The organism is Hymenobacter sp. CRA2 (assembly GCF_002007105.1).
Lineage (GTDB): Bacteria > Bacteroidota > Bacteroidia > Cytophagales > Hymenobacteraceae > Solirubrum.
In genome coordinates, this window is the sequence record NZ_MVBC01000016.1 from 68,280 (window position 1) to 90,262 (window position 21,983).

At 61.7% G+C, this 21,983-nt stretch carries 20 protein-coding genes; 9 read left to right on the forward strand and 11 right to left on the reverse strand.

Going from position 1 to position 21,983, the window contains the following annotated elements; translation table 11 throughout:
• Positions 1 to 98: 98 nt before the first annotated feature.
• The 6 genes from B0919_RS20880 (at position 99) to B0919_RS20905 (ending at position 9,922) form a co-directional block, all read left to right on the forward strand.
• Positions 99 to 1,457, forward strand: coding sequence for a DUF6138 family protein (locus B0919_RS20880; RefSeq protein WP_139362299.1), 1,359 nt, complete (start codon positions 99 to 101; stop codon positions 1,455 to 1,457).
• Between the two features lie 299 nt (positions 1,458 to 1,756).
• Positions 1,757 to 4,792: a sensor histidine kinase gene (locus B0919_RS20885; protein WP_176133160.1), complete on the forward strand. Its 3,036-nt coding sequence runs from the start codon at positions 1,757 to 1,759 to the stop codon at positions 4,790 to 4,792.
• 93 nt (positions 4,793 to 4,885) lie between these two features.
• Positions 4,886 to 5,539, forward strand: coding sequence for a response regulator (locus B0919_RS20890; protein WP_078014240.1), 654 nt, complete (start codon positions 4,886 to 4,888; stop codon positions 5,537 to 5,539).
• Between the two features lie 437 nt (positions 5,540 to 5,976).
• Entirely contained in the window at positions 5,977 to 6,777 is an 801-nt protein-coding gene (locus B0919_RS20895) for a 3'-5' exonuclease (RefSeq protein ID WP_217701055.1), read from the forward strand.
• Between the two features lie 162 nt (positions 6,778 to 6,939).
• On the forward strand, positions 6,940 to 8,244 hold the full coding sequence (locus tag B0919_RS20900; protein ID WP_078014241.1) for an OmpA family protein: 1,305 nt from the start codon (positions 6,940 to 6,942) through the stop codon (positions 8,242 to 8,244).
• Between the two features lie 7 nt (positions 8,245 to 8,251).
• Complete coding sequence (locus B0919_RS20905; protein ID WP_078014242.1) at positions 8,252 to 9,922, forward strand: amidohydrolase; 1,671 nt, start codon at positions 8,252 to 8,254, stop codon at positions 9,920 to 9,922.
• Between the two features lie 68 nt (positions 9,923 to 9,990).
• Here B0919_RS20905 and B0919_RS20910 read toward each other — a convergent pair whose 3' ends face one another.
• The 4 genes from B0919_RS20910 to nuoK all read right to left on the reverse strand — a co-directional run bounded on the left by B0919_RS20910 (position 9,991) and on the right by nuoK (position 15,448).
• A complete protein-coding gene (locus B0919_RS20910) occupies positions 9,991 to 11,421 on the reverse strand; it encodes an NADH-quinone oxidoreductase subunit N (RefSeq protein WP_078014243.1) in 1,431 nt (476 codons plus the stop codon).
• Positions 11,422 to 11,433: 12 nt separating this feature from the next.
• The gene (locus tag B0919_RS20915; RefSeq protein WP_078014244.1) at positions 11,434 to 12,891 is read right to left on the reverse strand and encodes a NuoM family protein; all 1,458 of its coding nucleotides are present in this window, start codon (positions 12,889 to 12,891) and stop codon (positions 11,434 to 11,436) included.
• A gap of 123 nt (positions 12,892 to 13,014) precedes the next feature.
• A complete protein-coding gene (nuoL, locus tag B0919_RS20920; protein WP_078014245.1) occupies positions 13,015 to 14,964 on the reverse strand; it encodes an NADH-quinone oxidoreductase subunit L in 1,950 nt (649 codons plus the stop codon).
• 151 nt (positions 14,965 to 15,115) lie between these two features.
• Positions 15,116 to 15,448 (reverse strand): NADH-quinone oxidoreductase subunit NuoK, encoded by a 333-nt coding sequence (nuoK, locus tag B0919_RS20925; RefSeq protein ID WP_078014246.1) that lies wholly within the window; start codon positions 15,446 to 15,448, stop codon positions 15,116 to 15,118.
• A 225-nt stretch (positions 15,449 to 15,673) separates the two neighbouring features.
• Here nuoK and B0919_RS20930 point away from each other — a divergent pair, with 225 nt between their 5' ends.
• From B0919_RS20930 to B0919_RS20940, 3 genes are read left to right on the forward strand one after another with little or no spacing between them, the layout of a single operon-like run.
• Positions 15,674 to 16,276 carry an RNA polymerase sigma factor gene (locus B0919_RS20930; RefSeq protein WP_217701056.1) on the forward strand — a complete coding sequence of 201 codons (603 nt, stop codon included), beginning with the start codon at positions 15,674 to 15,676 and terminating at the stop codon, positions 16,274 to 16,276.
• 14 nt (positions 16,277 to 16,290) lie between these two features.
• Positions 16,291 to 16,683, forward strand: coding sequence for a hypothetical protein (locus B0919_RS20935; RefSeq protein ID WP_078014247.1), 393 nt, complete (start codon positions 16,291 to 16,293; stop codon positions 16,681 to 16,683).
• A gap of 16 nt (positions 16,684 to 16,699) precedes the next feature.
• Positions 16,700 to 16,918 (forward strand): hypothetical protein, encoded by a 219-nt coding sequence (locus B0919_RS20940; RefSeq protein WP_078014248.1) that lies wholly within the window; start codon positions 16,700 to 16,702, stop codon positions 16,916 to 16,918.
• A gap of 55 nt (positions 16,919 to 16,973) precedes the next feature.
• Here the strand turns inward: B0919_RS20940 and B0919_RS20945 are convergent, their stop codons facing one another.
• The 7 genes from B0919_RS20945 to B0919_RS20975 form a co-directional block, all read right to left on the reverse strand.
• Positions 16,974 to 17,285: a cupin domain-containing protein gene (locus tag B0919_RS20945; protein WP_078014249.1), complete on the reverse strand. Its 312-nt coding sequence runs from the start codon at positions 17,283 to 17,285 to the stop codon at positions 16,974 to 16,976.
• Positions 17,286 to 17,435: 150 nt separating this feature from the next.
• Positions 17,436 to 17,972: an STM3941 family protein gene (locus tag B0919_RS20950; protein ID WP_078014250.1), complete on the reverse strand. Its 537-nt coding sequence runs from the start codon at positions 17,970 to 17,972 to the stop codon at positions 17,436 to 17,438.
• A gap of 38 nt (positions 17,973 to 18,010) precedes the next feature.
• A complete protein-coding gene (locus tag B0919_RS20955) occupies positions 18,011 to 18,538 on the reverse strand; it encodes a YegJ family protein (RefSeq protein WP_078014251.1) in 528 nt (175 codons plus the stop codon).
• Between the two features lie 2 nt (positions 18,539 to 18,540).
• Entirely contained in the window at positions 18,541 to 19,053 is a 513-nt protein-coding gene (locus B0919_RS20960; RefSeq protein ID WP_078014252.1) for an NADH-quinone oxidoreductase subunit J, read from the reverse strand.
• A gap of 59 nt (positions 19,054 to 19,112) precedes the next feature.
• Positions 19,113 to 19,688 carry a NuoI/complex I 23 kDa subunit family protein gene (locus B0919_RS20965; RefSeq protein ID WP_078014253.1) on the reverse strand — a complete coding sequence of 192 codons (576 nt, stop codon included), beginning with the start codon at positions 19,686 to 19,688 and terminating at the stop codon, positions 19,113 to 19,115.
• A gap of 119 nt (positions 19,689 to 19,807) precedes the next feature.
• On the reverse strand, positions 19,808 to 20,935 hold the full coding sequence (gene nuoH / locus B0919_RS20970) for an NADH-quinone oxidoreductase subunit NuoH (protein ID WP_078014254.1): 1,128 nt from the start codon (positions 20,933 to 20,935) through the stop codon (positions 19,808 to 19,810).
• Between the two features lie 11 nt (positions 20,936 to 20,946).
• Entirely contained in the window at positions 20,947 to 21,954 is a 1,008-nt protein-coding gene (locus tag B0919_RS20975; protein ID WP_078014255.1) for a 2Fe-2S iron-sulfur cluster-binding protein, read from the reverse strand.
• Positions 21,955 to 21,983: the final 29 nt, after the last annotated feature.

The window sequence follows — 21,983 nt, forward strand, 5'->3', positions numbered from 1 at the left end:
GTGTGGTGCAAACCCCGATATTCGCTGCCCGAGAAGGCTGCGCATTATGCAAGGAGCATTGACCACGGTGCGCCTGCCCGGCCGCGTATCAGACGACTATGAGACCTGATTATATTGTGCAAATCGAGGGCAATGAGGCGGTGCTTGATGCGTACGTAGCCGGCGTTTTTGCCGGCACGTGCCAGGCCGTTGCTACCAAAAGGCACCTCCTCCAACTGCCCGGCTACGAACTCTGCTTAAACTCCACGCTGGTCGACTACGTCCTGCAGCAGCCGTTCGTGCTGCCGCGCGTCATCGAGTTTTTCGAGCAGCTGCGCAAAGTGTCTGCGCGAGGCTTCAACGACTTTCACTACCCCGTAGACCGTTGGCTAGAGGCAACTATCGCCACGCCTTATTTCCACAACGCCGGGGACCAATGGCACCCAGACTACCACCTGCGTGCCGATGCCAACCCCGCCAGCCTACCGCCCGACTACATCCATTTTATGCTCTACGTGGCGCTTTGCCACCTCAAGTACGGGCCCAGCTACGCCAGCGTAACGGCCAACCGCTACTTTGATTTCGCCACGGCCCTGGGCTCGGACGAAGTGGCCCGGCTCAAGCAGTTTGGTAGCGGCAAACTACCGCCGGAACTCACCGCATATACCGACGCCAACGTGCATTGCACGGCCAACGACGCGTTTGCCACCATCCGCATCAAGCTAAGCACCGAGGGGGCCGATGGCTACCGGGCCGTGCTGAAGTTCATCAATGGGCTGCTGCAAAACGAGGAGTTTCCGCGTAGCTACGCCATCGAGTTTTCGGGTCGGGCAAAGCACTGGCTGCCGGTGAAAGGCCTGCCCAAAAAAGGCGTGCACGCGCTGTTTGCCAACGCCGCGCGCTACCCCGAGCTGCACCCGCTGCTGGTCAAGTACGCCCAGCTAGCCATGCGGCCCCACGAGTGGTACAGCAACCTGGACGGGGAGCAATGCGCCTTGCCGGGTACCTTCGCCGTGTTTGCGCTGGGGCTGCAGAGCGAGGTGTACTTTGATTTGGTGCAGCAGTACATGCGCGCCGTCGATGAAGAACACCAGGAAATACAGACGGGCTTCACAGTGGCTTTCGTCGAGCGGTTCGGCATCACTGACCAAAGCTTCCCGGTGTTTATAGCCTGCTTGCTCTCGACGCAGTCGCACAAGCACTACAAGGTAGTGGCCGAACACTTCAGCACCCGCCCGAACCTGGAGCGGCTGCTGGCTTGCCGGCGCGACTTTGCCCGCTACTATTACGAGGAGCAGCCGGCCTATGAAGCTACTGCCGATGACGACAACAGCGAGGAAGAGGGGCTATTCGAGTACGTCTGGGCGGATGTGCTGCACGCCATTTTCGGGCCGACCAAGAACTATCCCAAGCTGGTGCGCGCGGCGCCCGAGGAGCTACGGCCCCTGTACACGGAGCTGCTGACCCCGCAGCCATAGTAACCTCAGTGCTCCGGGCTCACCTAGTTCAAGGCTAGCCCGGAGCACTGGGGCAGCAGGCATGAGGCTGTAACGCAGGCCGGGCGAGGCCAGGACTGATCGATGCAGTCCGGCGCGGTGTTAACGCTGCCTGGGTGAACGTGTGCCTAGTTGAGGGCAAGCGCGGAAATGATCAAATAAGACTTTATTGCGTGCAAATAAGGGTGCTTGGGTTGACAAACTTCACCGGGCACGCTTTCTTGCAGGGGATGAATTGTTTTCGGTGGTGGCAACGCGTCTTGCTGCCCTTCTTCGCTCCGTTGCTGCTCGCCTGGCTGGCCCTGCCCACCGCGGCCCAGAACCTGACGTTCCGCACGCTTTCTACCCAGCACGGGCTGTCGGAAAGCAGCGTGTACAGCCTGGTGCAGGACCGCAACGGCTTTTTGTGGCTGGGCACCCAGGACGGCCTCAACCGCTACGACGGGGCCGCGTTTCGCGTGTTCCGCAGCGACCCACAACAGCCCACCGCCCTGGTCAGCAGCTTCATTCTTTCCCTAGCCGCCGATGCTAAGGGCGGCTTGTGGGTGGGCACCGGCGGCGGTGGGCTGGCCTACTACAACCCGCTGACGGAGAATTTTCGCATCTACGAGGCCATTCCCAACGACGAACGGGCCCTGACCGACAACTTCGTGTGGGCCGTGTTCTGTGACCGGCAGGGGCGGGTGTGGGCCGGCACCGAAGGCGCCCTGAACCTGTTCGACCCCAAAACGGGCCGCTTCAGGCACTTCCGCCACCACCAGACGGTGAGCGGCAACGTGCGGCGCAACGCCATCCGGGCCATTACCCAAACCAGCGACGGCCGCGTGTGGGTGGGCACCGGCGAGGGACGCATCAGCCACGTAGATGAGCGCACCGGCGAGCTGGTGGCGCTACCCGATTGGGCCCCCGGTGCGGCTGTCAAAACCATGACGGCTACCCCCAACGGTGGGCTGTGGGTGGCCTCTGAAAACGCTGGTCTCTGTCACCTCGACCTGCCCCGCAACCGCCGCACGCACTACCGCGCCGAGCCCAACCAACCCGGCAGCCTACCGTCCAACACCGTCAACGCCATCCTCGTCGATCAGCAGGCGCGCGTGTGGGTGGGCACGCAGGCGGGCCTGTGCCTGCTCGACCCGGCTACCCAGCGCTTCACCCGCTGGCAGCACCTGCCCAACGTGCCCCACAGCCTGCCTACCGATAAGGTTTACAGTCTGTATCAGGACGGCTCAGGCCTGCTGTGGGCCGGCACCGACCAGGGCGTGGCCAGCTTCGAGCCCCGCCCCAGCGCCTTCGAGCAGCCCTTGTCAACTAGCCTCACGGGCTCGGTGTGGGCCATTACCGAAGACGCGCAGCGGCGCCTGTGGGTGGGCACCGAAAACAACGGTCTGCTCTGCCACGACCCGGCCACCGGTCAGTTGACCACGTACCGCGCCAACCCGGCCGATGCGCAGGCCCTGCCCGAAGACTTCATCCGCGCCGTGTGCCCCGACCGCGCCGGGCGCCTCTGGGTGGGCACGCGCAGCAAGGGCCTGGCCTGCCTCGACCCCGCTACCGGCCGCTTCCGGCGCTTTCGCCACAACCCCGCCGACCCCACCAGCCTCTCCGACGACTTTGTGCGCTGCGTGTACGAAGACCGGCAGGGGCGCATCTGGGTGGGCACCGAGGGCGGCCTGAACCTGCTCGACCCCGTCAGCGGCCGCTGCGCCGTGTACCGCCACAATCCCCGCGACCCGCAAAGCATCAGCAGCAACTACGTGCGCTGCGTGTACCAGGACCGCAAAGGGCGCCTGTGGATCGGGGTGGGAGGGGGCGGCTTGAGCCAGTTCGACTCGCGCACGGGCCACTGCCGCACCTTCCGCGCCGACCGCACCAATGCCCAAAGCCTCAGCAGCAACTTCGTACGCTGCATACTGGAAGATGCCCAGGACCGCTTGTGGCTGGGCACCGAAGGCGGAGGCCTGTCCTGCCTGCTTGATGCTGACAAAGGCACGTTCCGCAGCTACAGCGAAGCGCAGGGCCTGCCCAACAACGTCGTTTACGGCATGGCCGCCGACGAAAGCGGCAACCTGTGGCTGGCGACCAACCGGGGCATTGCGCGCTTTGCGCCGCGCACGGGCTATTTCCGCACCTACGACATGCGCGACGGGCTGCCGCAGGACGAGCACAACGCCGGCGCGTACTGGCGCAGCCCCGGCACCGGGCGGCTGTACTTCGGCGGCGGCAACGGCGTAGTGGCCTTCCTGCCCGCGGCCGTGCGCTTCAACGCCGTGCCGCCGCCCGTGGTGCTGACGGGCTTCCGCAAGTTCAACCGCTGGGCCACCCTCGATACCAGCATCACGGCCAGCCACGTGCTGACCATCAGCCCGCGCGACAATTTCTTCTCCATCGAGTTTGCGGCCCTGAATTACCGTCTGTCCGACAAAAACCGCTTTGCCTACAAGCTCGACAACTTCAACGAGAAGTGGATCGACGCGGGCACGCAGCGGCAGGCCACCTACACCAACCTCGACCCCGGCACCTATGTGTTTCGGGTGCGCGCCGCCAACAACGACGGCGTGTGGAACAACGTGGGCGCCTCGCTGCGCCTCATCGTCGAGCCACCGTGGTACCAGACGTGGTGGTTCCGCATTCTGGCCAGCTGGCTGGTGTTCGGACTGCTGTTTCTGGCCTACCGCATGCGCGTGAGCCAGTTGCTGGCCTTGGAGCGTGTGCGCCACAACATCGCCCGCGACCTGCACGACGACATGGGCTCCACGCTTTCCTCCATCAGCATCCTGAGCCAGCTGGCGCGCACTCACCAGCAGCGCGGCAACGCCGAGCAATCCTCGCAGCTGCTGGAGCAAATTGGTGATTCCTCGCGCCGCATGCTCGATTCCATGGATGACATCGTGTGGGCCATTAACCCCGCGCACGACTCGATGGAGTCCGTCACCTCGCGCATGCGCTCCTTCGCCTCCGATGTGCTCGAAGCCCGCGGCATCGACTTCACCTTCAAGGTGGCCCCGGAGGTAACCGAGCACCGCCTGCCCATGCGCGCCCGGCGCGAGTTTTTCCTGCTCTTCAAGGAAGCCGTCAACAACCTGGCGAAGTACTCCAAGGCCGAGTTGGCCCGCATTGGCCTCAGCTACGACAACCGCTGCCTGGTGCTGTGCGTGGAGGACGACGGCGTCGGCTTCGACCCAAAGGCGCCGGCCCAGGGCGGCGGCAACGGCATGACCAACATGCGCAGCCGCGCCGCCGCCATCAAGGGGCAGCTGACCATCGACACCGCTCCGGGCCAGGGCACGCGCATGGAGCTACGCGTGCCGCTGAAGTAGCGCCGCTCACATCATTATGCGGCGGCGCCGCGTGTGGGCTTTGCATACCTTGCAGCATTCTTCATAACCCCTCATTACCACCGTTCTAGCCCAATGGAAGCCACCGATACCCGCGTCCTGATTTACGAAGACAACCCCGATCTGCGCCTGAGCCTGAGCCACTTGCTGGGCGGCACGCCGGGGCTGGAGCTGGTGGGGGCCCTGGGCAACTGCCAGCAGGTCGAAACCGATATTCCGCGTCTCAAGCCCGACGTGGTGCTGATGGACATCGACATGCCCGGCATCAACGGCATCGAGGGGCTGAAGCGCATCAAGGCGGCCACGCCCAAGGTGAGCGTGGTGATGCTGACCGTGTTCGAAGACAACGACCGGGTATTTCAGGCCGTGTGCGCCGGCGCCGACGGCTACCTGCTGAAGAAAACCCCGCCCGCCAAGCTGCTCGACGCCATTGGCGAGGTGCGGGCCGGCGGCGCACCCATGACGCCGGCCATTGCCCGGCAGGTGCTGCGCCTGTTTCCCAAGCCCGTGGCCCCGCGCCAGCAGGAAGACTCGCCGGCCAACCTGAGCGCCCGCGAGCAGGAAATCCTCGGCCTGCTGGTGGAAGGCTACAGCTACAAAATGATTGCCCACGACCGCGGCATCTCGCTCGATACGGTCCGCTCGCATATCAAGAAGATCTACGAAAAGCTGCACGTGCGCTCCATGACCGAGGCCGTGAGCAAAGCCCTGCGCCAGGGCCTGACTTAGGGCTGGGTGATGGGACGCTGAAGGCCGGGGTGATGCGCATCACATCATCATGTGATTGACGGCCGCCCGGGAAATGCGGACTTTGAGGTGAGCTTAGCCCTGCGCGGCCAGGCTGATATGTTCCACTCTCCACCCTCGTCCGCCATGTCCGCGAAATCCCGTCGACAACTGCTGATTTCCATGCTGGGCCTGTGGCTTACCGGCAGCCCGGCCCTGGCGTAGCGCGGCATTGCCGCGTGTTTTCGCCCGACACACCTACTGCACCCTTGGCAGGCGCCCGGGGAGTTGAGCATACCCAAATGCGCATGACTGGCTCGGCCGGTTGTGCGCATTTTTGCGTTGGCGCCGTGCCGCACCGGCCAAAACAAACGCCCCTGGATTGGCTGTTTGCTTTTCGGTAACCTATCTTCGTTACCGACCCTCTGTTAGCCGTGCCTATGAAACTGCTCCGTAACCTTAAGCTCACCGACGTATTCGTGCTCGACATCGAAACCGTGCCCTGCGTAGGTTGCCACGAGGAGCTGGACGAGATGCTGCGGCACCTGTGGGAGCATAAGGCCCAGAGCCTGCGCCGTCAGCAGGGCTTTCCCACTTGGGGCGCCGAGGAAATCGAGCCCATGCCCGACCGCCTCAGCGCTGCGGCGCTGTTTGCCCAGGCCGGCATTTACGCCGAGTTCGGCCGCGTCATCTGCATTTCGGTAGGCTACTTCTATTACGACGCGCTGGAGCAGCTGCGCTTTAAGGTAAAAAGCTTTGCCGGCGACGACGAAACCAAGCTGCTGCGCGACTTCGTGCGGGCCCTGAGCAAGCGGCCCACCTTCACGCTCTGCGCCCACAACGGCAAGGAGTTCGATTTTCCGTACCTGTCGCGCCGCATGCTCATCAACGGCGTGGAGTTGCCCCCGCAGCTCGATGTGGCGGGCAAAAAGCCCTGGGAAATCAACCACCTCGACACCATGGAGCTGTGGAAGTTTGGCGACCGGAAATCATTCACGTCGCTGGCCTTGCTGGCCGCCATGTTCGGCATTCCCACCCCCAAGGACGACATCACCGGCGCCGATGTGGCCCGCGTGTACTACGAGGAGCACGATTTGCCGCGTATCGTGAAGTACTGCCAGAAGGACATCATCACCACTGCCCGCCTGCTGCTCAAGTTCCGCGGCGACGAGCCCTTTGAGGACGATGCCGTGGTGTACGCCGATCAACAAGCACCCATGTTGGTGGTACGTGGCGCGTAAGCAAGTCCTCAAACAGTCGGGGCAAGACAAGCTGAGTCAACCAAAGCCGCAGGGATGCGGCTTTTTTTCTGCGCAAAAAGTAATGGACGTAGGTGTTGTTTTGAAATATGTTTATAAAAATTAGTATTATTATCTATGGTTTAATGTTTAACCCCTACGGTCATGGCGCAGAATGTGTTGGAGGAAGTGTCGGCTTGCTTTACGGCTCCGGCCGTGAGTCAGACCAGTGCAGCGGTAGGCGAGAGCGAAGCGGGGGTGCGCAAAGCGTTGCCCAAAGTGGTACCGTTGGTGCTCAGCAGCCTGATTAAACTGTCGGAACAAGTAGGTGGGCCCGATGTGGTGTGGACAATGGCCCGCGACGCGCACGAAGCGGGCACCCGCGCCGACGTGCTGGCCGCCCGCACGCCCCAGGGACAGGAGCTGGTAAAAGCCCTACTGGCGGCGCATTACAACGGCCGCGTGAACACCGTGGCCGAAGAAAGCGGCATTCGGCCGGAGGCAGTCGAACGGCTGTTGAGCATTGCCGCGCCGGTTATGCTCGGTGTGCTCGGCAACCACGCCGCCTCCGACCACCTCAACGCCACCGAGCTGGGGCGGTGGCTGCAGAGCCAGCGTAGCAGCGTAACCGGGCTGATGCTGCCCGACACGCATCCGACCCCCGGGCACCCCGTGCCGGCCGAAGCGCCGCCCCATACGGGCCCTGCGACGCATGTGCACCCCGAAGCTACCGAGCCGCGGCCAGCAGCTAACCGGGCACAACAGTGGCTGATTCCGGCTCTGGTTATTCTGGGGGCTATCATCGTGGGCTTTTTGCTGGGGCGGAAGCCCGAGCGCGAAGTAACGGTGGTGCCGGTGCAAACCCTGGCACCCGTCAGCACCGCAGCGGCCAACGTACCGGCCACGGCCGCCAGCAGTACCGCCGAGACCTCCGCGCTGCCCGTGACTACCGTCAGCGGCCGCTACGACGCCGCCACGGAAAACTACATCTACGATACCGGGCGGCCCGTGCGCCTAACGCTGGCCGATGGCTCCACTCAGACTGTCGGTGTTAATTCTACGGAGAACAGACTTTACACCTTCCTGGCAGACCCAGCCATGGTTGTCGACCCGGTAAACCGCACCAAAGGCTGGATCAACTTCGACCGGGTGTATTTCGACACCAAGAAGGCTACGCTAACGGATGAGTCGATGGCGCAGCTGCGCAACGTAGCCACCATTCTGCAAAGCTTCCCAAATGCCCACGTCAAAATCGGCGGCTACACCGATACCACGGGCTACTTCAAAGACAACCTGCGCCTGAGCGAGCAGCGGGCCAACGAAGCCATGGCGGCCTTGGTCGGTATGGGCATAGCCGCCGACCGCATCGAGGCCAAGGGCTACGGGCAGAAGTACGGGGTGGCCAGCAACGAGACGCCCGTAGGCCGGGCCCTGAACCGGCGCATCAGCGTGCGCGTGACGCAGAAGTAGAACGGAGATGCAAAGCCTACCCAGGGTGCAGGGCACGCCCAAAGCGGTGCTTGCGGCGGCTTTGCTGTTGTGGGGCGGCGCTGTGGCGGCGCAGTCGCCACCCGATGTCATCCTCAGCAACGGCAAGATCTTTACCGCCGATGATGCCCGACCCTATGTCCAGGCCCTGGCTGTGCGTGGGGAGCGGATTGTGGCCACCGGCACCACTGCCGACATCAACCGCTTGGCGGGGCCGCGCACCCGGCGTATTGATCTGCATGGCCGCACTGTAGTCCCAGGCTTCAACGACGCCCACGACCACCTGCCGCACGGTACGCCGGCTGGTCGGCATTTTGGGTTTCCGGCGGCTCCTCTGTTGCCAGGCCCCAGCCCAGCCCAGGTGCTCGATACCTTAGCCAAACTAGCGCGGCAAACCCCTCCCGGCACTTGGTTGCAGGGCGATATTGGCTTGGTAGTCCTGCTCGACCCGCAATTTCGGCGCGCGGCTTTGGACCGGGTTGTACCCGAGCACCCCGTTATGCTAAAGCCACCGTGGGGGCACGGCAATATTTTGAATACCAAAGCGCTGCAAGTGCTCGGCATCAGCAAAACCGCGCCCGACCCGGTAGGAGGGCGCTACGAGCGGTTGCCGGGCACCCAGCAGCTCAGCGGTTTGCTCTCGGAATACGCCGACTGGAACGCCCGCCGAGAGCTGAACGCCACACTACCTGACGCCGGCTGGGTGCGCCTGCTGCAACAGTACAGCGCCGAAGCGCTGGCCCTCGGCATTACCAGCGTGCAAGACATGGCCGGCGACATGGTGCCCGACCAAACGCTGCGCGTGGTGCAGGCGGCGCGTTTGCCGTTGCGGCTCCGCATTATTCCCCTGCCTATGACTACTACCCGCGGCATTCGTTACGGGGAGTGGGCAAATGTTGGCCGGCACCTCACACCTTTGGTCCGGGTATCGGGCCGCAAGTACATTCTCGATGCTACACCGCTGGAAGGCGGCGCTTTGATGCGACGGCCCTACCCCGGCCGACCCGGCTGGTATGGGCGGTTGAATTTTCCGGTGGACACGGTGCGGCAAATGCTGCGTACCGCCTTGGTTAGTACCGAGCCGCTGATGCTGCACATTTCCGGCGACAGCACCGCCAAACTGGTGCTCACGCTGATGAGCGAACTGGCCGATGATGCCACGTGGCGCCGCAAGCGGGTGCGTTTTGAGCACGGCGACGGCGTTGCAGCCGACCTGCAGCCCCGGGCACGGGCCCTGGGCATCGTCGTGGTGCAGAATCCCTCACACTTCATCAATCCGGCTTTGGTCAATGCTCCACCGGTCCCCCTTCCTCTGAATCCCGCGTTCCGCTCACTGATTACCGCCGGTGTGCCGTTTGCTCTCGGCTCCGACGGCCCCATGAACCCATTTCTGAACATCATGTTCGCCACCACGCTGGCCGACCCCAAGGAGGCGCTTACCCGGGAACAAGCCGTTCGTGCATACACTGCCGGATCGGCCTATGCCGAATTTGCCGAGCAGAACAAGGGGACACTAGCCCCCGATAAGCTGGCCGATTTAGTTGTGTTGTCGCAGGATATCTTCACGGTCCCTACGCCCGCGTTGCCCGCTACCGTTAGTGAGCTGACGATGATCGGCGGCAAGGTCGTGTACGAGGCGAAAGTCATCGGGAAGCGCTAGTACCCCAATTGCCGAACACAGAAAAAGCGGCCTGAAAGCCGCTTTTTCTGTTTTGAGGTTGCGTAAGGCTACGCGTTCAGCACGCCTTCCACGATGCCCGGCACCAGGCCCAGCAGCAGCGTCAGGCCAATGAGCACGATCAGCACCGTCGACTGCAGACTAGTGACAGCTACGGGCTCCTCGGCGCCTTCCACGGCCGGACGCATGTACATGGCCATGATGGGGCGCAGGTAGTAGTAGATGCCGATGGCGGACATGACCACCGCGAAAATCACCAGACCGATGTAGCCCTGCTCGGCGGCGGCCGAGAACAGGTAGAACTTACCGAAGAAGCCACCCGTCAGTGGAATGCCTGCCAACGACAGCATGGATACCGTCATGGCCAGGGCCAGCAGCGGGTTGGTCTTGGCCAGCCCGTTGAGGCCTTCGTAGTCGTCGCGGCCGCGCTGGTCGAGCACCAGCTTGAGTACGGCGAAGGCGGCTACCGTGGCAATGGAGTACGCCAGCGAGTAGAAGAAGATGGCGTTGGCCGACAAGGCCCCGCTCTTCAACGATACCAGCGCCAGCAGCAGGTAGCCGGCGTGCGAGATGCTGGAGTAGGCCAGCATGCGCTTGGCGTTCTGCTGGGCCACGGCGCCCACGTTGCCGATGAGCAGCGTCAGCACCAGCATGGCCGTGAGCGTGGGCAGCCAGAAGCCCGTGGTGTCGCCGCCGAAGGCTATCATCAGTAGCTTGAAGAAGCCCGCAATACCGGCCGTCTTCACGATGGTGCTCATAAAGCCAGTGAAAACCGTCGGGGCCCCTTCGTACACGTCGGGCGTCCAGAAGTGGAACGGAGCGGCCGAAATCTTGAAGCCGATACCGATCAGCATCAGCAGAATGCCGATGTAGAGCATCGGGGCCATAGCGGCGTCGGCCAGGGGCAGAGCCCGGGCCTTCACGCCCATCTGCGCCAGATCGAAGGTGCCAGTGGCGCCGTAGAGCAGAGCAATACCGAAGAGCAGGATGCCGGTGGCGAAGGAACCCATCAGGAAGTACTTCAGGGCCGCTTCGTTGGAGCGCAGGTTGCCTTTATCCGAGCCGGCCAGCACGTACATGGCAATGCTCAGTGTTTCGATGCCGAGGAAGAGGATGAGCACGTTGTTGTAGCTCACCATCATAATAGCGCCCACCAGCGAGAACAGCAGCAGGCTGTAGAATTCGGCCAGGTTGGGGTTGCCTTCCTGCACGTACTTCTGCGAGAAGGGGAGCAGCAGCAAGGCCGTCAGCGCCATCACGGCCGTGAACACCTGCGCGTACCGGTCGAAGGTGAGCATGCCGTTGAAGTACGGCGACTGGTTCCAGCCAGCCAGCGCGTTGGTATCGATGCCGGCCACGTTCACGGCCAGCACGGCCAGCAGCACCAGCAGCACCACCGGCAGAATCAGGCGGTTGGAGCGCAGGAAGCCCAGAAACAGATTGGCCAGCCCGGAAACGGAAAGCAGAATAATCGAGAGCATGAGGCGGGAGGCTTAGCGGTTGATGAGCACCAGCAGCTTCTGGATAGCCGGTTCCGAGATGTGCATGAAGGTGCCCGGGAACAAGCCGATCCAGAACACCATCAGAATGAGCGGCACGAGCACGGCCAGCTCCGAGCCCGTCAGGTCGCGGATAACGCTGCTGAACGAGGAGTCGGGGCCGAGCATCACGCGCTGGAACATGCGCAGCAAATACACCGCGCCGAAGATGATGGTCAGGCCGGCCACGGCGCCCAGCCAGGGGTTGAACTGGTACACGCCCATCAGCAGCAGGAACTCGCCCACGAAGCCGTTGGTGAGCGGCAGGGCCACGGTGCCGAGCAGAATCACGAGGAAGGTCACCGACAGCAGCGGCGTGGCGCGCGTCAGGCCCCCCAGCTCGGGAATCTGGCGGGTGCCGGTGCGGCGCTCGATGATGTCGGCGATGAAGAACATGCCGACCACGTTCACGCCGTGGGCCAGCATCTGAATCACGGTGCCTTGTAGGCCCACGGCCGTCAGGGAGAACATGCCGGCAATCATCAGGCCCACGTGCGAGAGCGAGGAGAAGGCAATCAGGCGCTTCATGTCGCGCTGGCGAATGGCAATGAGGGCGCCGTAGATGATGCCGATAACGGCCAGCACCATGATCCACGGAATATGCACGCTCATGCCCTTGGGCACGATGGGCATCAACCAGCGCAGCGTGCCGTAGATACCCATCTTCAGCATGATGCCCGAGAGCAGCATGGTGGCCGGGGCCGGAGCTTCGGAGTAGGTATCTGGCTGCCAGCTGTGCAGCGGGAACAGCGGCATCTTGATGGCGAAGGCCGCGAAGATGAGCAGGAACACCCACGACTGTTCCTGGGTGCTCAGCGTCAGGTTGTAGAACGCGGCCAGGTCGGAGCTGCGGGCGCCGCCGTTGGCGCCGGTCATGTAGTAGAGGTACACGAAGCCCGCCAGCATCAGCAAGGAGCCGACGACGGTGTAGATGAAGAACTTCAGCGTGACCTGCACGCGTCGCTCGCCGCCCCACACGCCAGCCAGGAAGTAAATCGGAATCAGCGCCACCTCCCAGAAGAAGTAGAACACGAAGGCATCCATGGCCACGAACACCCCAATGAGGCCCGTCTGCATGAAGAGCACCAAGGCGTAAAACACCGAGGGATTCTCGTAGTCGTGGCGGAAGGAAGCCAGCAGAATCAGCGGCACCAGGAAGGCCGTAAGCAGCACCATAAGCAGGCTCAGCCCATCAATGCCGATATGGAAATTGATGCCAGCGGACTGTAGCCACGGTTGATTGATTTCGAATTGGGGCTGGGAGCCGGTTTGGAACTGGATGGCCACGAATACAGCCAAGGCCAGTTCGACCAGCGAAGCGCCAAAGGCCAGCGCCCGCGCGGCATTGCCCCGCACGAAGTGCAGAAGCAGCGCAGCGGCCACGGGCCAGATAAGCAGAAGGGCAGTCAGCATTTTTGTCGGGGAGTGGGGCCACGGCGCGAGGCCGGGGTTCCACTGAGTTTAAGCTGCGGGTATCTTCTTGGGAGGTAAACGGGAGTAGCGCCACGACTTTGAAGCCGCGGCACCATGCCGTTTTTAGAACTTCACGAAATTCAGGGCCAGCACCACCACGATGCCGATAACCATCAGCAGCAGGTAAGTTTCTACGCGGCCGGTCTGCAGGTTGCGCAGCAGCTGCGAGCCGCCAAACACCCCGCGGCCCACGCCGTTGACGCCGGCATCCACCACGCGCTTCTCCACAAAGTCGTGCAGCCCGCGCGAGAGGAACATGGACGGGCGCACGAACAGCGTGTTGTACAGCTCGTCGACGTAGTACTTGTGGTACACCAGCTTTTCGAGGAAGCCGCGCTCCGCGTCGTCCTCGGCCGGGCGCACCTTGCGGCTCAGGTACTGCACGTAGGCGACGATGATGCCCGCCACGCCGGCCGCTACCGACAGGCCGATGAGCATGTACTCCGTGGCGTGGTCGATTTCGGCGCCGAAAGCTTCCGGGTTAGCCTGCCGCGAGTAAGCGAACAGCGGCGCCAGGAAGTCGGCGAGGTAGCCTTTGCCGAGCAGCAGCGGGGCGTTCATGAAGCCGCCGACGGCCGCCAGAATAGCCAGCACAATCAGCGGGAGCGTCATGGTGGCCGGCGACTCGTGCAGGTGGTGCTTCTGCTCCTCCGTGCCGCGGAACTCCCCGAAGAAGGTCAGGAACAGCAGGCGGAACATGTAGAAGGCCGTCAGGAAGGCCGTGAGCAGACCGATGCCGTACAGCACTTTGTTGTGCTCGTAGGCGTGCATCAGGATTTCGTCCTTGGAGAAGAAGCCCGAGAAAGGCGGGATGCCAGCAATGGCCAGGCAGCCGATCAGGAAAGTCAGGAAGGTAATCGGCAGGGCCTTGCGCAGGCCGCCCATCTTGCGGATGTCCTGCTCGTTGCTCATGGCGTGAATCACCGAGCCGGCGCCAAGGAACATCAGGGCCTTGAAGAAGGCGTGGGTGAGCACGTGAAACAGCGAAGAGGTGTAGCCCATCACGCCCAGCGCTAGGAACATATAGCCCAGCTGCGAGACGGTGGAGTAGGCCAGCACCTTCTTGATGTCGTTCTGAGCCAGGCCGATGGTGGCCGCGAACAGGGCCGTCAGCCCGCCAATCCAGGCCACCACGTTGAGCGTATCGGGCGAAAGCGTGAAGAGGATATTCGAGCGCAGCACCATGTAGATGCCGGCTGTCACCATCGTTGCGGCGTGAATCAGCGCCGATACGGGCGTAGGGCCCGCCATAGCGTCCGGGAGCCAGGTGTAAAGCGGCAGCTGTGCCGACTTACCCATGGCACCCACAAACAGCAGTAGCGTGATGACCGTCACCACCGTCACGGTGTAGGGGCCAAACTGCCCGCCGGCGGCTTTCTGGAATACCTCCCCGTACTGCACCGAGTCAAAGGTTTGGTAGATCAGGAAAATGCCCAGCAGGAAGCCCAGGTCACCGATGCGGTTGATGATGAAGGCCTTCTTGGCGGCGTTGTTGAACGCCGTGTGCTTGTTCCAGAAGCCGATGAGCAGGTAGGAGCACAGCCCGACGCCTTCCCAGCCGATGAACAGAATCACGTAGTTGGCGCCCATCACCAGCACCAGCATCGAGAAGACGAACAGGTTCAGGAAGGCAAAAAACTTCCCGACGTTTTCGTCGTGGTGCATGTAGCCGATGCTGTACACGTGGATGAGGAAGCCTACGCCCGTCACCAGCAGCAGCATGATCAGGCTCAGCTGGTCAATCTGGTACGAGAACGGAATGCTCAGCGAGCCGACCGAAATCCAGTCGAACAACTGCACCGTGTAGGGCGTGCCAGTGAACTGCACAAAGTGCATCACGGACAGCAGGAAGGAGCCCAGTACCATGAGGCTGCTGATGCCGCCGGCCACCGTGCCCGAAAGCCGGCGGTTGAGCAGCCCGTTGATCAGGAAGCCCAAAAAGGGCAGCAGCGGAATGAGAACGTAGAGCAGCGGCGAGCCGGTGAAGACGGCGAGGGGCGCTTGTTCAGCCATTAGTGTATTGTGCTAATGTGATGGAATGTGCTGATATGCTAATGCGTTGGAATGTGGGTAATGTGTTGAAATGTGGAAAATGAGGCGAGAATTGACCTGACTCATTTTCCACATTTGCACATTCATCACATTCGCACATTGGCGAAGCCCATTACCACTTGAGCCTGTCGAGCAGGTTGACGTCGGTGTTCTGAATGTTGCGGTAGATCATCACGATGATGCCCAGGCCCACGGCGACTTCCGCGGCGGCAACGGCCATGATGAAAAACACGAAGACCTGCCCGTTGGCATCGGCGCGGTAGGCCGAAAAAGCCGTGAGCAGGACGTTGACGGCGTTGAGCATCAGCTCCACGCACATGAAAATGATGATGGCGTTGCGCCGGGTCAGCACCCCCAGCACACCGATGCTGAAGAGGGCAGCGGCGAAGAACACATAGTGCTGGAGCGGAATGGTGCGAATGACTTCCGGTATCGTCTGTTCCATTCAGGACGGGGTAACGGCGGAAAAAAGCCCACAACATACTGGGGCCAATTAGCGGGCAAAGGTAGCCCGAAACTTGGAAAACGCACGCCTAAAACTGGCCTTATTGGCGAGTTGGCAGAACGAAGGGCGCGCCTACGTGCGCGAACGGCTGTGCACCCGGCTGCTCCCCGAAATTTTCTATTTCCGGTAAAGTAATTTTCCAGCGCCTGCGTCTTCCCCTTCAGAATGGAACAGGCAGTGACCATATTTCCCCACAGCGCGGCCATGACCGAGCAAAACGACCGGGTGCAGCAGGCCGTGCGCGAGCAGCGGGGCAAGCTGCTCTCGTTCATCCGCCGCCGCATCCCCGACGAGGCCGATGCCGAGGACGTGCTGCAGGACGTCTTCTACGAGCTCGTGCAGAGCTACCGCCTCGTCAAGCCCGTGGAGCAGATGGCCGCCTGGCTGTTCCGTGTGGCCCGCAACAAGATCATCGACCGCTACCGGCGCCCCAAAGCTGCCTCGCTGGAGGAAGCGGCCGCCTATCACTCCGCCTCGGATTCCGACGAGCCGCTGCTGCTGGCCGATGTACTGCCCGCTCAGGACGACTCCACGGAAACGGCCATGGCCCGCGAAACCATTATGGAAGCTATCCTTGATGCCCTTGAGGAGCTACCGCCGGCCCAACGCGATGTGTTCGTGTGGCACGAGTTTGAGGGCAAAACCTTCAAGCAGATGGCGGAAGAAACCGGCGTGCCGCTCAAAACCCTGATTTCGCGCAAGCACTACGCGGTGCAGCAGCTCCGCGTGAAGCTGCAGGCGCTCTACACTGATTTGTTTCTCGACTAACTCTCCGCATTCCCATGAACCGCAACTTCTGGCTGCTGCGCGGCCTGCGCTTCCTGCTCGCCATAGTAGCTTTCATCGCCCTAGCCAGTTTCGTCGTCATGGCGCTCTGGAACTGGCTGATGCCGGCCATCTTCGGCCTGCCCTTGCTCACCTTCTGGCAGGCGCTGGGTCTGCTCGTGCTCAGCAAGATTCTCTTCGGGGGCTTCCGGGGTGGCCCGCCCGGTGGCCGCGCCGCCTGGAAGGCCAAAGCCCAGGAGCACTGGCGCAACAAAATGGAATCGCGCATGCAAGGCATGAGCGAGGAAGAGCGGGAGAAATTCCGCCAAAAAATGCGCCGCTGCAGCCCGCCTTGGTCCCGGATGCCCGAGCCGCAAGTACACCCTACGCAAACTGCGCCTACCGAATAAGCCCGATTGCCAAGCCATGAAAGCCGCTACTGAACGCAAGCTCATCCGCTGGCTGCACCTCTTGGCCAGCATCCCCATTCTGGGCTTCATCTACGGTACCGTAGCCGATAAGCCGGAAGCCGCGGCGGCTGTGCGCTGGGTGATTCTGCCGCTGGTGGCCCTATCGGGGTTGTGGCTGTGGAAAGGCTACGTAGTGCGGAAGTGGCTGAAGCCGGGTACCCAAATGACTAATTAGCGCAAAGGGGCGTCCGCAGCTGCGGACGCCCCTTTGCATGTAGCGCTTCAGCAGTTTACCGATAAATCAGCAGTTTGGCATCCTGCAGGCAACGCAGCGCGTGCGGGGCGGCCGCCGGGATGATGAGGTAGTCGCCGGCTTCCAGCAGGATATTGCTGCCATGCAATTCCAGTTCCAGCTGTCCGTCCAGGCAAGTCACAAGTACTTCCTCAGCGGAGTGGTGCGTGGGCATCAGCTCACCGGTTTTGAACGTCTTGTAAATAACTTTCTGCCCGTTGCGACTGAACAGGACCAAGCCTTTTTGTTCGCCGATGGGCGTATGGCGGCCGGCAAGCAAGCTACCGCTCTGGGTGATTACCGTATTCATGCGGATGACTTTCGAAACTTGAACTGGGAAGCACGAAAGTCGCACCACAGACTTGGGAAGCAGGTGAGTAGAATCAGGCTGCACGTTGATACTTATCAGGAAACGCCCGTAGAGGCATCACTCCTCCAAAAGCAAGCGGCGCCTGATGCATCAGGCGCCGCTTGCTTTTTGGCCGTTGAATTTCTGCAATAGGTGCGTTCTGGAAGCGGGAGCGGCCTTACTCATCAGCAAAACCAATTCTGTCAGCTTCGGCGCATCGACACCCGTGGCGCTGACGGGAAGTGTCAGCTCCTGAAAACCCATGGCCCGGGAGAGGCCGCCCATTTGCTGCGCCACCTTGCCTTTGCGCATGGATGGTTCAAAATCCGGCGGCACCACGAGGCAAAGCAGTTGCTGCTTGTGTACCTCGACCAGATAAGCATTCTGGATCAGGTTCCAGTTGATAAACTCGCGGTGCGTTTCGTGATGCAAAATGCCAAGTTCATTAAGAACAATCAGCGGCCGGCGGTCCAGCAGGTTGTATAGGCCAAAAGGGTAGCCCATGCCAAAGAACAGGATGCCTACCCAGCACAGCCAATTGGACGGCATGTTACTGACTCCCCAAATGCAGGGCACCACGAAAACGGAGCAGAGCAGCATCACCCGGATGGCCTGCCAGCGCGATTTGTAAAGGTTGATTTCCACCATATATGGGTAGAACAACAGCGTATAAACCCTTCGCCGCGTTAATCAAATTTCCAGCTGACTGATTTGTCGAACTCCGCCCGTTCAGCCGGCGTCATTCGGTCCCGAATAACCCGGATAGAGTACCCGCCCATCAGCTTGCCGTTGTGGGTGTAGTTCCAGTCAGCAATGGAGTCCTTGTGAATCGCCACGGGCTGTCCGCTTGCTACATTGTGAATGTACTCCGGGTCGTTGTCAATAATGCCGTAAAGTGAGTCACCCCGCACTGTCAGGTCGCCGATCCACATGTACTCCCGCTCGTCGCCTTCTACGAAGCCGTACTTGACAGCAAAGTTGTAATTGGTAGTATCGGCGCTAGTGAGAGCCTGGATAAACTCCCCAACTGTGGCACGGCCCTTTTGCTGAGCCGCAAGCATGGCAGGATCTTCCTTCGAGGCGTTGTAAATGAGCGTGTTGTCATTCCAGCCCGCTTTCTTACCCGCCGAATCACAACCCGCTAAAAGAGAGGCAGCCGCCCCAAAGACCACGAAAGTCTTCAGCAGCGGCTGCGCCAATGGGTGTTTGTTCATTACTAGAAGTTCCGCTCCCCGGCTTCGCGCTTGCCCAGCATCACCGAACCGACCATGGCGACTAGGAATAGCACGGAGGCCAGCTCAAACGGCAGCAGGTATTGCTGATAGAGTACGAGGCCTAGACGGTTCACCATGCCGATCTGCGAGTCGAACGTAGCAGCATCGGCCCCTACGGGGTTAACGTTGCGCAGCGCGGCAATCAGCACCAGCAGCAGCATGCCGCCGGCAATGGCACCGGCTACTTTCGCCAAAGCTGATTTGTTGGGCTCGGTGTCGGCGTTCAGGTTCAGGAACATAATCACGAACAGGAACAGCACCATGATGGCCCCGGCGTACACGATGATGTTCACGGCGGCCAGAAACTGCGCGTTCAGCATCAGGTAGTGCCCCGAAATGGCGAAGAACGTCAGGATCAGGAACAGGACCGAGTGAACCGGGTTCTTGGCAAACACCACGCTCAGGGCGCTCAGCAGCGCAACGAAGGTCAGGAAGTAAAAAAGGGAAGTACCCATAGGGGAGAGGAAGCGCGGAACTGCAGAACTAGGAAAACGACGCCGTCAGGCAGGATTGGTTAAGCATCCATGCCGGCCATGCGGCGGGCCAGGGCTTCGGCTTGCTCGGCGGTGAGCTGAATGCCGCGCTTGCTGCGGGCGTTCGGGTCGACGGGCTCCACCAGGCGGTCCTTGCCGTAGATGAACTCGTCGCGCTCGAAGCGGGGCGGAGCCATCTTGTCGGCCTGCAGGTACACGGCTGCTTTCGGGCAGGCCTCCTCGCAGAGGCCGCAGAAGATGCAGCGCAGCATGTTCACCTCGTAGCTGACAGCGTACTTCTCCTCGCGGTACAAGCCTTCCTCGCCCTTTTTCCGCTCGCCGGCCACCATGGTAATGGCTTCGGCCGGGCAGGCCACGGCGCAAAGGCCGCAGGCCGTGCACCGCTCGCGGCCCGCTTCGTCGCGCTTGAGTACGTGCAGGCCGCGGAAGGTCGGCGCGATGGGGCGCAGCTCTTCCGGGTAACGGATGGTGGCTTTCTTCGAGAAAAAGTGCTTGAGCGTGATGCCCATGCCCGTCAGCACTGCCGGCAGGTAGGCCCGCTCCAGCAGCGTCATGGGCTTCTTCTCGAGGTGTTTCGATCTATTGGTCAGTTTCATGCTGAGGTCGTCGGTTGGTGGGAGGGTAGGAAGTAGCGCCGACTTCAGTCCGCGTCTGCCGGGCCTCCCGGACGAAATCGTCTAAACGATGAAGTTATGGTCTGTGCGCCGCCGGTCTACTACTTCCGCGCTACGGCCCGAATTTCGGTAGGTGCCGGTTGCTTGGTCGTGTCCAGCTTAGCCTCCTTGTTGCCGAAGAGCAGGATGAAAGCGCCCGTCAGCAGGATGTTCAGGATGGCAATGGGGAAAAGCATCGTCCAGCCCAGGCGCATCAGTTGGTCGTAGCGGAAGCGTGGCAGCGTCCAGCGCACCCACATGAAGAAGAAGATGAAGAAGAAGATCTTCGCGAACAGCACCACGGTGCCCAGGATGGTCACCGCGTTGTGGGCGAACAGTTCGCCCTGCGACGAGGTCAGCGTGTTGTAGAGCAGATGCTCACCCGGGAAGCTGAAGCCACCGAAGTAGAGCGTGCTCATCACGGCCGAGGCCACGAATACGTTGATGTACTCGGCAAACAGGTACAGGCCCATCTTCATCGAGGAGTACTCGGTGTGGTAGCCGCCCACCAGCTCAGTTTCGCACTCGGGCAGGTCGAAAGGCGTGCGGTTCGTTTCGGCGAAGGCGCACACAATGAAGATGATGAAGCCGAGCGGCTGGTACACGATGTTCCACAGGCCGTTGTACTGCTGCAAAGCAATTTCGCGCAGCGAGAGCGTGCCGGTTACCATCAGCAGGGCAATCAGGGCCATGCCCATAGCCAGTTCGTAGCTAACGGCCTGAGCGGCTGCACGAACAGCACCGAGCAGGGAGAACTTATTGTTCGAAGCCCAGCCACCAATCATCAGCCCGTATACGCCCAGCGACACCACGCCGAACACGTAGAGCATGCCGATATTCACCTCAATGGCTTGCAGGCGAATAGCCGTACCGTCGCCCAGCAGGATGGTGTTGCCGAACGGGATAACGGCCGAGGCCATCAGGGCGGTGGTCATGGCCAGGCAGGGCCCGAAGATGAACAGGCCGCGGCTGGAGCCAGCCGGGAAGAATTCTTCCTTGGTGAACAGCTTCACGGCATCGGCCAGGGGCTGCAGCAGGCCGTAGGGGCCGGCGCGGTCTGGGCCCACGCGGTCCTGCAGGAAGGCCGCCACCACGCGCTCGGCGTAGGTGGAGTAAGTCGCAATCAGCAGCGTGATGCCGAAGACAGCCAGAATAACGAGGCCTTGCCAGGCCAGGGCGGGGATTTCCATCACAGTCTAGCTTAGCGGCCGAGTTTCAGCGGCGGGTTGTTTTCCAGGTCGCGGACCGAGCTTTCGGGCAGGTCGGCAATGACTTGCGGATTCATCACCGGCAGCTCGTAGTGGTTGGCCGAAATGACCGAGGTACGCTGAATGTGCGAGGGGCCCTCGATGGTCCAGTCCGAAGTTTCCTTCTTCTCGAAGCGGCAGGTGTTGCAGATCCACTCCTTCACCTCGCCATACTCGTCCTTGCGGGCGGTTACGCGCAGCACATCCTTGCCCTTGTACCAGAGCACCACGTTGCCCGAGCACTTCGGGTTTTCGCAGTTGCGGTGGGCGTTTACCGGCTTGGTAAACCACACACGCTGCTTGAAGCGGAAGGTTTTGTCGGTCAGGGCACCCACCGGGCACACGTCGATGACGTTGCCGGAGAAGTCTTGGTCGATGATGTTGTCGATGTAGGTGCCGATTTCGGCCGCGTCGCCGCGCCCCAGCACGCCGTGTACGCGGCGCTCCGTCAGCTGATCCGCCGTATACACGCAGCGGTAGCACAGGATGCAGCGCGTCATGTGCAACTGGATGTAGGGGCCGATGTCAATTTTCTCGAAGGTGCGGCGCTCCTCTTCGTAGCGGGTGGTGGCCACGCCGTGCTCGAAGGCGAAGTTCTGCAAATCACACTCTCCGGCCTGGTCGCACACCGGGCAGTCCAGCGGGTGGTTGATGAGCAGCATCTCCACGATGCCCTTGCGCACGTCCATCACCTGCTGGTTGACGGTGTTTTCCACCACCATGCCGTCCTGCACCGTGGTGATGCACGAGGGCACCAGCTTGGGCATGGGGCGCGGGTCCTTGGCCGAGCCGGCCGCCACCTTCACCAGGCAGGCGCGGCACTTGCCGCCCGTGCCCTTGATGGGGGTGTAGTAGCACATGGCCGGCGGCACAATGTTGCCCCCGATCTGGCGGGCTGCATTCAGGATAGTGGTACCGTCTGGTACTTCTATCTCGATGCCGTCGAAGGTTATTTTAGCCATTTTCAGAACTCCCTATAGGGGAGCGAAAA

Bases quoted from the DNA above. Each gene is read 5' to 3' on its own strand.
- B0919_RS20940 (WP_078014248.1), top strand. From the start codon at position 16,700: ATGAAAGCCGCTACTGAACGCAAGCTCATCCGCTGGCTGCACCTCTTG.
- B0919_RS20945 (WP_078014249.1), bottom strand. From the start codon at position 17,285: ATGAATACGGTAATCACCCAGAGCGGTAGCTTGCTTGCCGGCCGCCAT.
- B0919_RS20880 (WP_139362299.1), top strand. From the start codon at position 99: ATGAGACCTGATTATATTGTGCAAATCGAGGGCAATGAGGCGGTGCTT.
- nuoK (WP_078014246.1), bottom strand. From the start codon at position 15,448: ATGGAACAGACGATACCGGAAGTCATTCGCACCATTCCGCTCCAGCAC.
- B0919_RS20930 (WP_217701056.1), top strand. From the start codon at position 15,674: ATGGAACAGGCAGTGACCATATTTCCCCACAGCGCGGCCATGACCGAG.
- B0919_RS20910 (WP_078014243.1), bottom strand. From the start codon at position 11,421: ATGCTCTCGATTATTCTGCTTTCCGTTTCCGGGCTGGCCAATCTGTTT.
- B0919_RS20950 (WP_078014250.1), bottom strand. From the start codon at position 17,972: ATGGTGGAAATCAACCTTTACAAATCGCGCTGGCAGGCCATCCGGGTG.
- B0919_RS20915 (WP_078014244.1), bottom strand. From the start codon at position 12,891: ATGCTGACTGCCCTTCTGCTTATCTGGCCCGTGGCCGCTGCGCTGCTT.
- B0919_RS20955 (WP_078014251.1), bottom strand. From the start codon at position 18,538: ATGAACAAACACCCATTGGCGCAGCCGCTGCTGAAGACTTTCGTGGTC.
- nuoH (WP_078014254.1), bottom strand. From the start codon at position 20,935: ATGGAAATCCCCGCCCTGGCCTGGCAAGGCCTCGTTATTCTGGCTGTC.
- B0919_RS20890 (WP_078014240.1), top strand. From the start codon at position 4,886: ATGGAAGCCACCGATACCCGCGTCCTGATTTACGAAGACAACCCCGAT.
- B0919_RS20965 (WP_078014253.1), bottom strand. From the start codon at position 19,688: ATGAAACTGACCAATAGATCGAAACACCTCGAGAAGAAGCCCATGACG.
- B0919_RS20900 (WP_078014241.1), top strand. From the start codon at position 6,940: ATGGCGCAGAATGTGTTGGAGGAAGTGTCGGCTTGCTTTACGGCTCCG.
- B0919_RS20975 (WP_078014255.1), bottom strand. From the start codon at position 21,954: ATGGCTAAAATAACCTTCGACGGCATCGAGATAGAAGTACCAGACGGT.
- nuoL (WP_078014245.1), bottom strand. From the start codon at position 14,964: ATGGCTGAACAAGCGCCCCTCGCCGTCTTCACCGGCTCGCCGCTGCTC.
- B0919_RS20935 (WP_078014247.1), top strand. From the start codon at position 16,291: ATGAACCGCAACTTCTGGCTGCTGCGCGGCCTGCGCTTCCTGCTCGCC.
- B0919_RS20895 (WP_217701055.1), top strand. From the start codon at position 5,977: ATGAAACTGCTCCGTAACCTTAAGCTCACCGACGTATTCGTGCTCGAC.
- B0919_RS20905 (WP_078014242.1), top strand. From the start codon at position 8,252: ATGCAAAGCCTACCCAGGGTGCAGGGCACGCCCAAAGCGGTGCTTGCG.
- B0919_RS20960 (WP_078014252.1), bottom strand. From the start codon at position 19,053: ATGGGTACTTCCCTTTTTTACTTCCTGACCTTCGTTGCGCTGCTGAGC.